12 protein-coding genes are annotated in these 14,467 nt (G+C 71.9%); 3 read left to right on the forward strand and 9 right to left on the reverse strand.

Annotated features, from left to right (window positions below; all coding sequences use genetic code 11):
- Positions 1-74 precede the first annotated feature (74 nt).
- From IE242_RS21725 to IE242_RS21745, 5 genes are all read right to left on the reverse strand, one after another.
- Entirely contained in the window at positions 75-3,191 is a 3,117-nt protein-coding gene (locus tag IE242_RS21725; RefSeq protein WP_189861767.1) for an NACHT domain-containing protein, read from the reverse strand.
- A 2-nt stretch (positions 3,192-3,193) separates the two neighbouring features.
- Positions 3,194-3,526, reverse strand: a complete 333-nt coding sequence (locus IE242_RS21730; protein WP_189861768.1) for a trypco2 family protein — start codon at positions 3,524-3,526, stop codon at positions 3,194-3,196.
- Positions 3,527-3,790: 264 nt separating this feature from the next.
- Entirely contained in the window at positions 3,791-4,141 is a 351-nt protein-coding gene (gene nirD, locus IE242_RS21735) for a nitrite reductase small subunit NirD (protein WP_189861769.1), read from the reverse strand.
- Positions 4,138-6,759, reverse strand: a complete 2,622-nt coding sequence (gene nirB, locus IE242_RS21740; RefSeq protein ID WP_189861771.1) for a nitrite reductase large subunit NirB — start codon at positions 6,757-6,759, stop codon at positions 4,138-4,140. The genes nirD and nirB overlap by 4 nt, the downstream gene beginning before the upstream one ends.
- Positions 6,759-7,976 (reverse strand): NAD(P)/FAD-dependent oxidoreductase, encoded by a 1,218-nt coding sequence (locus tag IE242_RS21745; RefSeq protein ID WP_189861773.1) that lies wholly within the window; start codon positions 7,974-7,976, stop codon positions 6,759-6,761. The genes nirB and IE242_RS21745 overlap by 1 nt, the downstream gene beginning before the upstream one ends.
- A 232-nt stretch (positions 7,977-8,208) precedes the next feature.
- On the opposite strand from IE242_RS21745, the gene IE242_RS21750 reads away from it, so the two are divergent.
- A complete protein-coding gene (locus IE242_RS21750; protein WP_189861775.1) occupies positions 8,209-8,994 on the forward strand; it encodes a sulfite exporter TauE/SafE family protein in 786 nt (261 codons plus the stop codon).
- A gap of 61 nt (positions 8,995-9,055) precedes the next feature.
- Here IE242_RS21750 and IE242_RS21755 read toward each other — a convergent pair whose 3' ends face one another.
- Together IE242_RS21755 and IE242_RS21760 are read right to left on the reverse strand one after the other, a co-directional pair.
- Positions 9,056-9,676, reverse strand: a complete 621-nt coding sequence (locus tag IE242_RS21755) for a class F sortase (protein ID WP_189861777.1) — start codon at positions 9,674-9,676, stop codon at positions 9,056-9,058.
- A gap of 142 nt (positions 9,677-9,818) precedes the next feature.
- Positions 9,819-10,409, reverse strand: coding sequence for a GVDTG sorting domain-containing protein (locus tag IE242_RS21760; protein WP_189861779.1), 591 nt, complete (start codon positions 10,407-10,409; stop codon positions 9,819-9,821).
- A gap of 313 nt (positions 10,410-10,722) precedes the next feature.
- On the opposite strand from IE242_RS21760, the gene IE242_RS21765 reads away from it, so the two are divergent.
- A complete protein-coding gene (locus tag IE242_RS21765; protein WP_189861781.1) occupies positions 10,723-11,385 on the forward strand; it encodes an NADPH-dependent FMN reductase in 663 nt (220 codons plus the stop codon).
- 87 nt (positions 11,386-11,472) lie between these two features.
- Here the strand turns inward: IE242_RS21765 and IE242_RS21770 are convergent, their stop codons facing one another.
- Positions 11,473-12,138 (reverse strand): fascin domain-containing protein, encoded by a 666-nt coding sequence (locus tag IE242_RS21770; protein WP_189861783.1) that lies wholly within the window; start codon positions 12,136-12,138, stop codon positions 11,473-11,475.
- A 451-nt stretch (positions 12,139-12,589) separates the two neighbouring features.
- On the opposite strand from IE242_RS21770, the gene IE242_RS21775 reads away from it, so the two are divergent.
- Positions 12,590-13,627, forward strand: coding sequence for an LLM class flavin-dependent oxidoreductase (locus IE242_RS21775; protein ID WP_189861785.1), 1,038 nt, complete (start codon positions 12,590-12,592; stop codon positions 13,625-13,627).
- 33 nt (positions 13,628-13,660) lie between these two features.
- On the opposite strand, the gene IE242_RS21780 is transcribed toward IE242_RS21775, so the two are convergent.
- Entirely contained in the window at positions 13,661-14,461 is an 801-nt protein-coding gene (locus tag IE242_RS21780; protein WP_229859241.1) for an ABC transporter permease, read from the reverse strand.
- Positions 14,462-14,467 lie beyond the last annotated feature (6 nt).

Here is a 14,467-nt window from a genome sequence, read left to right on the forward strand (position 1 = left end):
GCCCCTCCCCGTCACTCAGGTCTCGTGTGGCGGAAGACTACTATTCTTCCGTCCTTCCGTAGGGGCGAGTTGACTTACGGGACTTCGAAGATCTCCACGCCGGAGAGCCGGTCCAGGCCGGTCAGTGCGGTCCCTTCGCGGACGATCAGCTGCTTCAGTGCCGGGAACCGGGGGAAGGGCCGTACCCCGGCCGTCTCGGCGCGGATGCCGCCGCCCAGGTCGAGGACGGACACGTTCGGGAACTGCCCCGGCATCGCCGCGAGGTGGCCGTAGGGCAGGGAGCCGACCAGGGCCAGCCGCCGGAGCCCGGTGACGGCCTGCCGCGGCGGGAGCCAGGCGAGCGCATGCGACGAGATCGTCAGGTCCTCCAGCGCCGGGTGACGCTGGACCGCCTCCCAGCCCGCCGCGCACGAGGGGCTGTTGTCCGTCCCGAGAACGAGCGACCGCAACGCGGGCCACCGCCCGATGTCCTGAAGAACGGGCAACCGGCCCGGTTCGGCCGCCGAGAGGTGCTCCAGGTCGGGCAGCCACGCCAGAGCGTCGACGGACCGGATGTTCGGGCAGTTCGACAGGGTGAGGCGGCGCAGTCCTGCCCACTCCCTGAGAAAGCCGAGGCCCGTGAGGGAGCTGTTCTTGCTGACCACCAGCTCGTATGAGCTGCCGGGCGGGTGCGGGCCCGCGGCGGTGAGCGCGGCTTCGTCGAAGTCGCCGCGCAGCCGGATCCGCGGTCGGCCGCCGAGCTCCCGCAGGGCCGCCAGCTGCCCGGGCGTCCTGACGGTGAGGATGTCGTCGGCCGGGAGGTGCGCGATCACCTCCTGTGCGTAGCGGGCGGCGTCGAACGATCCCCAGGCGTCCACGACCCGCTCCCGCACCCGGGGCCATGGTGCCGCGCAGAACCGCGCGAGCAGGGGCAGAGCCGCGTCGTGGGCGATTCCCGCGGCGGTCTCCAGCACGTAGCCGGCCTCCCACTCGGTGAGACCTTCCGGGCCCGGCAGCAGTTCCAGAAGCATCGGCCCGACCTTGATCAGCGCGTCCGCCTCCTCGATGGTGCGGGGCGGGATGATGCGCGACGCCCGGTCCTCCACCGACCTGCGGACCTTTTCGTCCAGCTCCGCCGCGTGCTCCAGGCACGCCATGGCCAGCAGGTGGACACGGCGGTCGCCGCGCTGGTCACCGAGCTCGACCAGCTTCTTGAGCAGTGCGGCGCACTCCCGGGGACGAGCGTGGGCGACGGCCATCCGGATGACGTCCTCCCACTGGGTCTTGTCCGCGTTGTCGGCCAGCAGGCCGAAGTCGCCCTCCTCCACGGCCGCCCGCGCGGCCAGGAAGTCCTGGAAGGTGCGGTGGACGAAGTCGATCGCGTCCACCGCCGGCTCGCGCAGCAGTCCGCTGCGCAGCAGCAGATGGTCCAGAACCTGCTGTGCGTCGCCGAGTCGCGCCACCTGGGGTACGGAGGGGAGGGCGGCTGTGACGATCTGATGGGCGCGGCTGCGATGGAGCTCGGTGTGCTGGTTGCGGATCATCCAGTACGCCAGCTTCTGGAGCAGCTTGATCTGCGGCTCCTTCGTCAGCTGGACGCCGATGGTCTCGGCGAGGCCCTTCTGCTGGTCCCGGCGTTCCAGCAGCATCGACAGCGCGGCGTCGTACAGCTCCTTGCGGCCGTGCGGCAGATAGCCCTGACGGTCGCGGTGCAGGGCGCAGATCAGGGCGCACATCAGCGGGTTGGTGGCCAGAGCGGCCAGGTCCTGCTTGGTGTGGACGGCGGCGAGCAGCCTGCGGGCGAGGGACGTGCCGGCCCCCGTGGCGGTGTGCCAGCGTTCGACGAACTCCGTGACCGCGTCGCGCTTCATCGGGGCGAGGGCCAGTTCGGCGAACCCGGCGGGAGCGAGCCAGTCGTGGCCCACGGCGGACGGCCGGGACGTGACCAGCCACAGGTTGTCCGGATAGGCGACGATCAGGTCGCGCAGCCAGTGGCGGGTGCGCTCGCGGTCCGGTTCCGGGATCTCGTCGATGCCGTCGACGAGGAGCAGGCCGCGCCCGCCGGCCAGGACACGGTCCGTCCAGCGGCTCGGCTGGGTCCCCGCGATGGGGCAGCCCACGGCGGTCAGGAAGCCCTCGGGCAGCGGCAGCTGGGCTCCGCCCCGGGCCAGGTGGCGCAGGGGAAGGACGAACGGTACGCGCCCGTCGAGGTAGGCCAGGGCGCCCCTCGCCCGGCCACCGGCGGCAGAGACCGCCAGCCACTGGACGAGGGTGGTCTTGCCGGACCCCGCGACTCCGCGCAACAGCACGCGGTCCCGGCTCGACAGGGCCTGGTCGGCCGGTAACGGGACGGTGCGGCCGGGCCAGCCGGAGGTTCCGGGGCGGCGCTGCGTCAACCTGGCCTCCAGGCTCAGGTAGGAGGCGTCCAGCGGCCATTCCCGGTCATGGTTCAGATCTACGCCGTAGATCGTCAGGCGACTGTGCCGGGCCCGGACGTAGGCGGCGTACCGCTCCTCGAACTCCGCGTCCGGGTCGGGCGCCGGGCCGGAGACATCGCGGAGGTCCGGGACGGGGCAGCCGAACTCGGCCAGGATTCCCACGAAGGAGGGGTCGCCCAGTAACTCCCCGGCCGGTGTGGCCTTCATACGACTGTGCCGCCAGCCCTCGGCGTCAGCGGTGACCACCCCGGCCAGCAGGCCCCGCGCGAAGAGGGCGGCACCGGAGAATCCGGCCCAGGGCGAGCCGCCGCCGGTGCGGGGCGCGGGCACCTGGTCGATGTCGATCACGTACACCTGTCTCATCAGCGCGGAGCCGCGCTTGAGGGTGCCGGTGACGTGCTCGCTCTCCAGGTGGCCCGCGCCGTCCCGTTGGACGTACGGATAGCCGATGGCCTCGCAGCCGGGCAGGGGAGCGATGCCGCTGACCCTGCCCCAGCGGTTCCAGGCACGGTCGGGGTCGTCGTCGGTGAGCGGTTCGCCGGCCAGCAGCAGGGCGGCGTCGCAGGACGGGTCCTCGCGCTGCCAGACGCGCTCACACCGCACCGGCTCATGTCTTCCGGGCATGTGGACCCGGAGGTCGGAGCCCTGCGCGACGACGTGAGCGGCGGTCAGGACGATGCGCGGGGAGAGGAGATAGCCACTGCCCCGGCGGCCCCCACAGCGGACCGCGACCAGCCGTTCCGTGACGGGGCCGCCCCGGTCTCTGGGCAGCACGATCAGTCCCGGGCCGCGGCGGGGAAGCCGCTCACATCGCCTTCGTCGTCGTCGGCGATGAGCCAGTCCTGGCCCGTCGCCGTGTCCCTGGGTTTCAGAGTGAACGAGACCTTGTGCGTACGGGCTGCGGACAGGCCGGCCTCCGCGCCCGCGTCGACGACCCACGCCTTGACGCCGCCTCTCGCCCGGGCGTCGCGGCGTACCTCGACCATGAACTCCATCTGGATGTCGCCGAGTTCGAAGCGGAGTCCCTTGCCGGCTCCCTGGCTCGCGGCCTCCACCAGGCCGTCGCGCACGGCCCCGACCACCTCGGCAAGCTCGATCCTGTCGCTCACTGTCCCCCGCTCACCAACTGGCCCTCGCGTCACCACCGTTAACTTAGCCCGCCGCGAGACGGGGTGCACCCTGCCCGCGTACTTCCCGTGGCGGGGCAGCTCGGGCACGTCGAGCTCAGCGGACCGTCGCCGCCGGTCCCGGCCTCGGCCGCAGGCTCTGGCACGGCAGCTGAACACCACGCTGAGCAGGACGGCATGGCCCGGAGCACCGCGGCTCCGGGCCATGGCGAACGGACTCGTCCCCCTACGTCCGTACGCCGGATGTCACTGCGCCCGTACCTCGTACGTGGCGATCCGTACCGTCTCGTCGTCCAGGCACTGCCCCGACTCCAGGTCGAACCGCTGCTTCAGCAGCGGCGAGGCGACGAACGGGCGGCCCTGGTGGGTGCCGGTCAGGCCGCGGGAGAGGACCGCCGCACCGGTGAACGGGTCGCGGTTGTCGATCGCGTACAGCCGGCCGTTCCGGTCGCGGAACAGGGCCACCTGGCGACCGTCCGGGAGCAGGGCCGCCACCCCGCGGCCCGGGAACAGCGCGCTGAGGTCGCAGACCGTGAACCAGTCTTCGTTCAGCCGGAGTTCGATCTTCAGGTCGGTCGTCTCGGGTGCCAGGGTCATCGCTGGGCGCTTCCTTCCAGGACGTCTTCCAGGGTCTCGGCGGGCCGCAGGCCGATGGACAGCAGCGGCAGGTCGGGCTTCATCTGGTCGCGCTCGGGGACGAAGGCGACCACCGGGTCGGGGGTGTCGGGCGCGTTCACGAAGGACACGAACCGGGCCAGCTTCTCCGGGTCGTTGATGGTCTCCGCCCACTCGTCGCGGTAGTGGGAGACATGGGCGGCCATCAGGGACTCCAGCTCGTCGCAGATGCCGAGCGAGTCGTGCACCACCACGTCCCGTACGTGGTCCAGGCCGCCGGGGATCCGCTCCAGCCAGGTGGAGGTGCGCTCCAGCCGGTCGGCGGTGCGGATGTAGAACATCAGGAACCGGTCGATCAGGCGGATCAGTTCGGCGTCGGACAGGTCCTGGGCCAGCAGGTCGGCGTGGCGCGGGGTGGCGCCGCCGTTGCCGCCGACGTACAGGTTCCAGCCGTTGGAGGTGGCGATCACGCCGAAGTCCTTCGACTGGGCCTCGGCGCACTCGCGGGCGCACCCGGAGACCGCCGACTTGAGCTTGTGGGGCGACCTGAGTCCCCGGTAGCGCAGCTCCAGGTCGATCGCCATGCGGACCGAGTCCTGGACGCCGTAGCGGCACCAGGTCTGCCCGACGCAGGACTTCACCGTGCGCAGCGACTTGCCGTACGCGTGCCCCGACTCGAAGCCCGCGTCGACCAGCCGGGCCCAGATGGAGGGGAGCTGCTCGACCCGGGCGCCGAACATGTCGATGCGCTGGCCGCCGGTGATCTTCGTGTAGAGACCGAAGTCCCGGGCGATCTCGCCGATCACGATCAGCTTCTCCGGAGCGATCTCGCCGCCGGGGATGCGGGGGACGACCGAGTACGAGCCGTTCTTCTGGAGGTTGGCGAGGAAGTGGTCGTTGGTGTCCTGGAGCGCCGCCTGCTCGCCCTCCAGGACGTAGCCGTCGGCGCCGATCGTGGGCGCGAGGGAGGCGATGATCGAGCCGACCGTGGGCTTGCAGATCTCGCAGCCGTCGCCGCCGCGCGCCGCCTCCCGGCCGTGCCGGTCCAGCAGCTCCTGGTACGAGGTGACGCGCAGGGCGAGGACGATCTCGTACAGCTCCTCGCGGGTCTGGGCGAAGCAGCCGCACAGGCCCTTGTCGACCTCGATGCCGCTCGCCTCCAGCTCGGCGTCCACCAGCTGGCCGAGCACCTTCACGCAGCTGCCGCAGCCGGTGCCCGCCTTGGTGCACTTCTTCACCTCGGGCACGGTGGTGCACTTGTGCTCGGTGACGGCGCCACGGATGGCGCCCTTGGTGACGTTGTGGCAGGAGCAGATGACCGCCTCGTCCGGCAGCGCGGACGGGCCGAGCTGCGCCGGGGCCCCGGCACCGGCCGGCAGGACCAGCGCCTCGGGCGCGATGGGCGGGACCGATCCCGTGAGCGCCCGCAGCGTGCCGTACGCCTCCGCGTCACCGACCAGGATGCCGCCCAGCAGGGTGCCGTCACGGCCGATGACCAGCTTCTTGTACAGGCCCGAGCGGGAGTCGGAGTAGACGACGTCCAGGCAGTCCTCGGCGGTGCCGTGCGCGTCGCCGAAGGAGGCCACGTCCACGCCGAGCAGCTTCAGCTTGGTCGACAGGTCCGCCCCGGTGAAGGCCGCCTCGTCCGCGGCGATCGTCGCCGCCGCCGTCTGCGCCTGCTCGTAGCCCGGCGCGACCAGGCCGTACACCCGCCCGTCCACCGCGAGCGCGCACTCGCCGATCGCGAACACATGCGGGTCGGTGACCGTGCGGCACTGCTCGTCGACACTGATGCCGCCGCGCTCGCCGACCGCCAGACCGCAGTCGCGGGCCAGCTGGTCGCGGGGCCGGACACCGGCGCTGAACACCACCATGTCGGTGGCGAGCTCCGAGCCGTCGGACAGCTTCATGCCGGTGACCGCGCCGTCCTCGCCGACGACGATCTCCTGGGTGCCCACGCCGGTGTGGACGCTCAGGCCCATCTCCTCGATGGTGCGCAGCAGTGCCGCGCCACCGCCCTCGTCGACCTGCACCGGCATCAGGCGCGGCGCGAACTCCACGATGTGGGCGTTCAGCCCGAGCCCCTTGAGCGCCCCCGCCGCCTCCAGGCCGAGCAGACCGCCGCCGACCACCGCGCCGGTCGTCGCCCTGGTCCGCGCGTACTCCTCGATCGCGAGGAGGTCCTCGATGGTGCGGTAGACGAAGCAGCCGGTGGCGTCCTTGTTCGGCACCGGCGGCACGAAAGGGTAGGAGCCGGTGGCCAGCACCAGGATGTCGTAGTCGACGACGAGCCCGGAGCGGGCGGTCACCTTCTTCGCCTCGCGGTCGACGCTCTCCGCCGGGTCACCGACGCGCAGCTCGATGCCGTGCTCCTCGATGAACGCCATGTCCGTCATGGACAGGTCCTCGGGGGTCTTCCCCGAGAAGTACGAGGTGAGCTGGACCCGGTCGTACGCCGGCCGAGGCTCCTCGCACAGCACCACCACGCGGTGCGTGGCGGTCAGGCCGCGCTCGGCGAGCGCCTCGAGGAAGCGCTGGCCGACCATGCCGTGGCCGACGAGCACGATCGTGGGGCTGTTCTCCGGGGTGGCCGTGGACATCAGGAGCCTCCGTCATTGGTGAGCAGATGGAGCAGGGGCCCGCCGTCGGACGGGAGCGGCTCTGCTCCCTCCCAGGCGCGCGCCAGCGCGCCGACGGTGCCGAGTTCGCCGACGAGGACCCCGCCGACCAGGCGGTCGTCGCGGACGACGACCTTGCGGTAGGTGCCGCGGGTGGCATCGGTGAGCTGGACGACGTCGTCGCCCGGCCGCGCCTCGGTCTCGCCGAACGCGGCGAGGTCGAACGGACTGCCGTCCCCCGTGAGGGTGAGCCGGGTCAGCGAACGGGTGCCGGTGTAGCGGGCGTGCGCGTCACCGGCGAGCAGCCGGGCCAGGACGTCGGCCTGTTCGAAGGCCGGGGCGGCGAGACCGTACAGCGTGCCGTCGTGCTGGGCGCAGTCGCCGACGGCGTGGATGTGCGGGTCGGAGGTGCGCAGCTCGTCGTCGACGACGACGCCCTTGCGGATCTCCAGGCCGGCGGCCCGGGCGAGGCCCACGCGCGGGTGGGCCCCGCAGGCCAGCACCACGAGGTCGGCGTCGAGGGCGTATCCGTCGGCCATCTCCACCGAGCGGACCGCACCGCCGACGCAGCGCACGTCGCGCACCCGGCACTCGGTGTGCACCTCCACGCCCAGGTCGCCCAGATGCCGGTGGACCAGCCGCGAGGCGGCCGGGTCGAGCTGCCGCTCCATCAGCCGCTCGGACTGCTGGGCGAGCACGACCTGTGCGCCGCGCACGGCCAGCGCGCGGGCCGCGGACACCCCGAGGAGCCCGCCGCCGATGACGACCGCCCGCACCCCCGGCCGTACCGCCTTGGACAGGCCCAGGCAGTCGTCCATGGTGCGGAAGGCGTGCACGCCCTCGGGGAGCTCGTGGTCGGGGGTGAACAGGCCGCGCAGGGGCGGGAGCACGGGGTTGGAGCCGGTCGCCAGGACCAGCGTGTCGTATGCGATCACCGAGCCGTCCGCGCAGCGGACCTCCCGGGCGGCCCGGTCGATGCCGGTGACCCGGGCACGGGTCAGCTCCGCGGGCGCGGGCAGCGCGATCACCTCGGGGCTGTAGCGGCCGGCCAGCACCTCGGCGAGCAGGACCCGGTTGTACGGGCGGTGTTCCTCCTCGCCGATCAGCAGCGCGGGCGTGCCGAGCTCACCGAGCCGCCGGGCGAGCCGTACGCCCGCGAGGCCGGCGCCGATCACCACCACACGCGTATTCGAGGTCATGTACGGCAGCGTGCGGTGCCGGTGTTACCCGGCCGCATCACCGTTGTTTCCCGTGGGGAACGCTGCCCTCAGCCCGCGGGCGGCCCGACTGTGAGGGGCCCGGACCCGCGGGCCTGTTCCGCCGCCGAGGGGCCCGGACCCGCGGACCCGTTGTGCTGCCGAGGGCCCCGCAGCCTCAGAAGACGCTCAGGTCGATGGACTGTCCACCCATCTCGGTCCTAAGGTCGCGATCATGCCCGACATATCGCTGACCTCCGTCGTCGTCCTCTGCATCGCCGCCCTCGCGGCCGGCTGGATCGACGCCGTGGTGGGCGGCGGAGGTCTCCTGCTGCTCCCGGCCCTGCTGCTCGGCCTGCCGAACGGCGCGTCGGCGGCCCAGTACGCGCTCGGCACCAACAAGGCGGTCGCGATCGTCGGCACCACGGGTGCGGCGGTGACGTACGCGCGCAAGACGCGGGTGGACGTGGGGATCGCCGTACGGATCGGGCTGGCGGCGCTCGCGGGGTCGACGGCGGGGGCGCTCGTGGCGGCCGGGCTGAGCACGGAGGTGCTGAAGCCGGTCGTGATGGTCGTGCTGCTCGCGGTCGGCGCGTTCGTGATCCTGCGCCCCGCCTTCGGCTCGGCTCCCTCGACCGAGCCCGTCTCCGCGCGCCGCGTCCTCGCCGCGATCGGGCTCGCGGGCGTCGGTATCGGCTTCTACGACGGACTGATCGGCCCCGGCACGGGCACCTTCCTCGTGCTCGCCCTCACCGCGCTGCTCCACCTGGACCTGGTCACCGCCTCCGCCACCGCGAAGATCGTCAACTGCTGCACCAACGCGGGCGCCCTCGCGATGTTCGCCTGGAAGGGCACGGTGTACTGGCAGCTGGCCGCGCTCATGGCGGTGTTCAACCTGGTCGGCGGGACGGTCGGGGCGCGGACGGCGCTCAAGCGGGGGAGCGGGTTCGTGCGCGTGGTGCTGCTGACGGTGGTGTTCGCGCTGGTGGTGAAGATGGGGTACGAGCAGTGGGTGGCGTGAGGGCGGCGGGTGGTGTGAGACAGCGGTTGCGCTCGCCCGGGGGGCGTTCCGCCGGTGCCCGTCAGCCGGTGTCCGTCAGATGGGCGAAGACCACCACGTTCCCCTGGTATCCCGTCCGCTTCGAGTAGCCGCCCCCGCAGGTGATCACCCGGAGCTCGGGGCGCCGGGCCGCGCCGTACACCTTCTCGTCGGGGAAGTCCCGGGCGTCGTACACCTCGACGGCGTCCACGGAGAAGCGGGCGACGGTGCCGTCCCTGCGGTCCACGTCGATGCGGGCGCCCTTGTGCAGCGCGCCCAGGGAGTAGAAGACGGCGGGACCGTCGCGGTTGTCGACATGCCCGGCCATGACCGCGGTGCCCGTCTCGCCGGGCGTGGTGCCCGCCTCGTACCAGCCGGCGAGGTTCTTCGCGGCGGCGGGCGGTACGTCGAGGCTGCCCGACGGGAGGAGGCCGAGGCCCATGAGCGGGGCGTCCACGCCGATCGAGGGGATACGGACGCGATCGGGCAGCGCGGGCGGCAGGGTCGGAGTGTCCGGTTCCGTGGTGGCCGCGCGGGTGCCGTGGGCCTCGGCCGCCGACGGCTGGGGCGGGACGCCGGAGACGGTGGGGTCGTGCAGCAGCCAGACGCCGGAACAGAGGGCGAGCACGGTGACGCCGGCTATGACCGTGTTGCTGACGCGCACGCGGCCTCCTGAGGCCCGAAGATCCTGGCGATCCCGACGAGGTCCGCCCTCCTGATGTGGTGTCCTCCCCTCCGGGCGGGGGGCGCGGAGCCCGGAGGGGAGGAGTCGGCGGTACCGGCGGACGGACAGCGGAGGGTGCCCGTCAGATCCCGTCGCCTCTCGCCCGGCGATGCAGGAGCCAGGTACCGCCCGCGGCGGCGACGGCGAGGGCCGCCACGCCCGCCGCGGTCTGCACGGGGTCGGGGCCGAGCGCGCCGCCGACCCCCGTCTTCACGCTTCCTCTGGGATGCACCTGCGCATGGCCGGGCGTCAGCGTGACCACGAGGTCACCGGTCGCCTTGACCTCCTCGGCCCCCTCGACGTCGGCGGCCTCCCCGGTCGTGTCCCGGTCGCCCCCCGCACACCGTACGACGATCTCGTACGTCCCCGGCTGGGCGCCCGGCGGCACCGTGAAGCGCCCGATCGCGTGCTCGCCGTGGGCGCGGGGCGCCAGGCCGAAGGTGCCCGCGCCGACCGCGGAGGCGTCGCCCGTGGCGGTGCCGTCCGGGCCGCAGGCCCCGGTGCCCACGGTCACCTCGGCGCCGGGGACGACGCCGGACGGGTACACCGTGACCTTCCCCGCGCCCCCGTCCGTGTCCGCTCCGGGGACCGTGCCGTACGCGGGCGCGGCGGCCGGACCCGCGGCGATGACGGCGAGCACGGTACCGGTCAGCAGCCGGGCGGTACGTCGCATGGTGCTTGCTCCCTCTTCCTCCAGCGGTTCTTCCTGCGGGCTGCTTCCGAGGTAAGTGGCACAGGGGACGGAGCGCTTGCTGATGGCCCGTCACATACGAGGTGAACGGGTGTCAGGGCAGCCGGACGTCCGTCCCGGGACGGTGATGTTCCGGCAGGTCACGGGCGTACGGGCGGGCCGGCGCCGAAAAGAATGCGAAGAGCGGGGCACCGGACGGTGAACGGGTGACCACGCCGGCCGGTGGTGCCGGCGGGTGGCGATTCCGCCCCGGCGCTTGACCTGAAGAAAGGTTGAGGTACGAGGCTGTGTGGCCATGAGGACCAACGGAACCGATGGCATTCCTGTCTCTGAGACCTCCGTCTCCGAGATCCCTTCTGAGATCCCTTCTGAGATCCCTGTCTCCGAGACGCCCGTCCGCGTCGCCCTGGTCGTCGGCAGCAACCGCGAGGGCCGCTTCGGCACCGTGGTGGCCGACTGGCTGCTGGAGCGGATCCGGTCCCGCGACGACATCGAGGCGGACGTCGTGGACGTGGCAGACGTCCCGCTGCCCACGACGCTCTCACCGACCCCCGAGGCGACGGAGACGCTCACGCGGGTCACTCCGCTCCTCTCGGCCGCCGACGCGTTCGTCGTCCTGACCCCCGAGTACAACCACTCGTACCCTGCGGCCCTGAAGAACCTCATCGACTGGCACTACCAGGAATGGCGGGCCAAACCGGTGGCCCTGGCCTCGTACGGCGGTCTGGCGGGCGGCCTGCGCGCGGTGGAACACCTGCGGCAGGTCTTCGCGGAGCTCCACGCGGTCACGATCCGCGACACGGTGTCCTTCCACAACGCGCACGGGGCCTTCGACGACGAAGGCCGCCCGAAGGACCCGTCGGGGCCGGAGGCGGCGGCGAAGGTGATGCTGGACCAGCTGGTGTGGTGGGCGCGGGCCCTGCGGGAGGCGAGGGAGAAGAGGCCGTACTCGGGCTGAAGGATCGGGGTGAAGGGCCGGACCGAAGAAAAGGCCCCGGTACCCGCGCAGCGCGCGGGTACCGGGGATCATCGGGAATGACGGACGTCAGCCCTCGAGGGTGTAGATGACGAACTCCTCCCAGGAGCCGCTGATGTCGGCGGAGCGGGCGCGCAGCGCGTACTGGAGTGACCCGGTGTAGCTGTTCTCCATGGCGACGAACTGCCCGTTCAGCGTGGACTGGATCGCCCAGCGGTCCAGGGTCTCGCTGTAGTACAGGTTGAACCGCTCCCAGCCGCCCGCGCTCTCGGAGCGGGCGCGCAGCAGGTTCTGCGACTTGCCGGTGAAGTTCTTCTCGACCGCCACGTAGAGGTCGTTGGCCAGGGATCTGATGGCGAACGTCTCGTTGGCTTCGTCCCACTCGAAGGCGAAGCCCTCCCAGCCGCCGGCGTACGCCTCGGAGCGGGCCCGCAGGGCACCGGTGTTCGGGGCGGCGTAGTTCTTCTCCGTGGCGACGAACCGGGAGTTCTTGACCGACTGTATGGCCACGAGATCGGTCTCCGCGGCCAGGGCGGAGACACCGTCACGCTCGGCGGACGGGGCCCGCCGGGTCTCCGCCTCCGCGTTGATCCGCGCCAGGTCGGCACCGTCCACGGCCTCCCACCCGGCGGGCACGGCGGTCGGACGGTCGGCCCGGGGGGCGGCTTCGGCGGCGGGCGCGGCGAGCGCGGTGGCCGCCACGAGGGCGCTCAGGGACAGAAGGGCGGAGGTCATGCGTCGCACAGGTATTCCTCACCTTTTCGTCAGGCGGACGGACAGACGGGCAGACGGACAGATGGGCAGACGGGCAGACGGACACGGATGGATACGGATGGATCCGGGAGAATTTCGGGAAGGCGGAGGCGGAGTCGGAGTCGGAGTCGGGACAATGGGCCCGCGATGAATTCTTCACCCCCCGACAACTGCGGTCAGCGCCCCTCCCCGGGCGCTACGGCAGCCGCTTCGCCACGTGGCGAAGCGACGGCAAGAGTAACTGGTGAGGCGTCATTTACGGCAGGTGTTTTTCGGGGGTCGTCACATCATTGATCAGGAGGTTCCCCGTTAATTCCAGTGCAACTTCCAGTTCCTGTGGAATTCACTTCGAGGGGTCCTGTTCGGAAACGGCCCGCGCGCACCTGCGACAATCGGCAGGACGACTGGACTCGCACGACGGAGGAGAAGCCCCGTGCCGCTGCCCTCGGAACCGTTGCGGAAGCTGGGCTTCCTGACCATCGGGCTGTTCGACGGGGCGGACCCCCGCCCGGGCCACGAGTCCACCCTGGAGATCATCGAGCTGGGCGAGCGGCTCGGCTTCGACAGCGCCTGGGTACGGCACCGCCACCTCCAGTACGGCATCTCGTCCCCGGTGGCCGTCCTGGCGGCGGCCTCGCAGCGCACGACGCGCATCGAGCTCGGCACCGCCGTCATCCCCCTCGGCTGGGAGAACCCGCTCCGCCTCGCCGAGGACCTGGCGACGGTGGACGTTCTCTCCGGGGGGCGCCTCAACCCGGGCGTGAGCGTCGGCCCGCCGATGCACTACGACCAGGTCAAGGAGGCGCTGTACCCGGACTCGGCCGAGGTGGAGAACTTCGGTTACGAGCGGGTGCGCCGCCTGCTGGACTTCGTCGGAGGCGAACCGGCCACGGACTTCAGCGGGGTCGAGGGCATCGAGGTGTTCTCCGACCGCGTCGAGCCGCACTCGCCGGGCCTGCGCGACCGCATGTGGTACGGCGGAGGCAGCCTGAACTCGGCGCGCTGGGCGGGCGAGAACGGGATGAACTTCCTGACGAGCAGTGTGGTGAAGGCGGAGGGGCCGGACTCCGAGCCGGGTGGTCACGACTTCGCCGGCATCCAGCTCGCTCACGTACGGGAGTTCCGCGCCCACCACCCGGACGGGGCCGCCGCCCGCGTCTCCCAGGGCCTGGTGGTCATCCCCACGGACAGCGCGACGACGGAGCAGCGCGCGAAGTACGAGGCGTACGCGGCCCAGCGCCTGCCGCGCACCACGTCCCCGCAGGGCCCGGCCCGCCTGCTGTTCGCCCCGGACCTCGTCGGCACCTCGGCGGAGATCGCGGAGCGGCTGTACGCCCACGCCGCGTTCCGCGAGATCGACGAGGTGGCCTTCGCCCTCCCCTTCAGCTTCGACCACGAGGACTACGTCCAGATCCTGACGGACATCGCGACGAATCTGGGGCCGGAGCTGGGCTGGCGGCCGGCTGCCTGAACCCCGAAGGGCAGGCAGCCGGCCGGCCTTTCTTTACTTCGGGTCGCGGTCGAACAGCGACTTGGACCAGGCGTAACCGAGCACGGCCAGCCCCACGCACCAGACCACGGCCAGCCACCCGTTGTGGCCGATCTCGTTGCCGAGCAGCAGCCCGCGCAGCGTCTCGATGGCCGGGGTGAACGGCTGGTACTCGGCGACCGGCTGGAACCAGCCCGGCATCGCGTCGACCGGCACGAAGGCGCTGGACAGGAGCGGCAGGACCATCAGCGGCATGGCGTTGTTGCTGGCCGCCTCGGCGTTCGGGCTGGACAGCCCCATTCCGACCGCGATCCAGGTCAGCGCCAGGGAGACGAGCGCCAGCAGTCCGAACGCCGCGAGCCACTCCAGGGCGGTGGCATCCGTGGACCGGAACCCGATCGCCACCGCGACGGCCCCGACGAGCGCCACGCTCAGCATGCACTGCAGCACGCTGCCGACGACATGCCCGATGAGCACCGACCCGCGGTGGATCGCCAAGGTGCGGAAGCGGGCGATGATGCCCTCGGTCATATCCATGGCGACGGACACCGCGCTGCCGATCGTGGTGCCGCCGATGGTCAGCAGCAGGATGCCCGGGAAGAGATACGCGAGATACGTGGACCGGTCGCCGCCGCCGATGCCCGCGCTCATGGTGTCGCCGAAGATGTAGACAAAGAGCAGGAGCAGCATGACCGGGCTGAGCAGCAGGTTCAGGGTGAGGGAGGGGTAGCGCCGGGCGTGCAGCAGGTTGCGGCGCAGCATGGTGGAGGAGTCGCGTACGGCGAGGGAGATCCGGGTCGCGCGGGCGGGAGCCAGGGGGGT

The sequence above is a fragment of the Streptomyces poonensis genome, from assembly GCF_014650915.1.
Classification (GTDB): domain Bacteria; phylum Actinomycetota; class Actinomycetes; order Streptomycetales; family Streptomycetaceae; genus Streptomyces; species Streptomyces poonensis.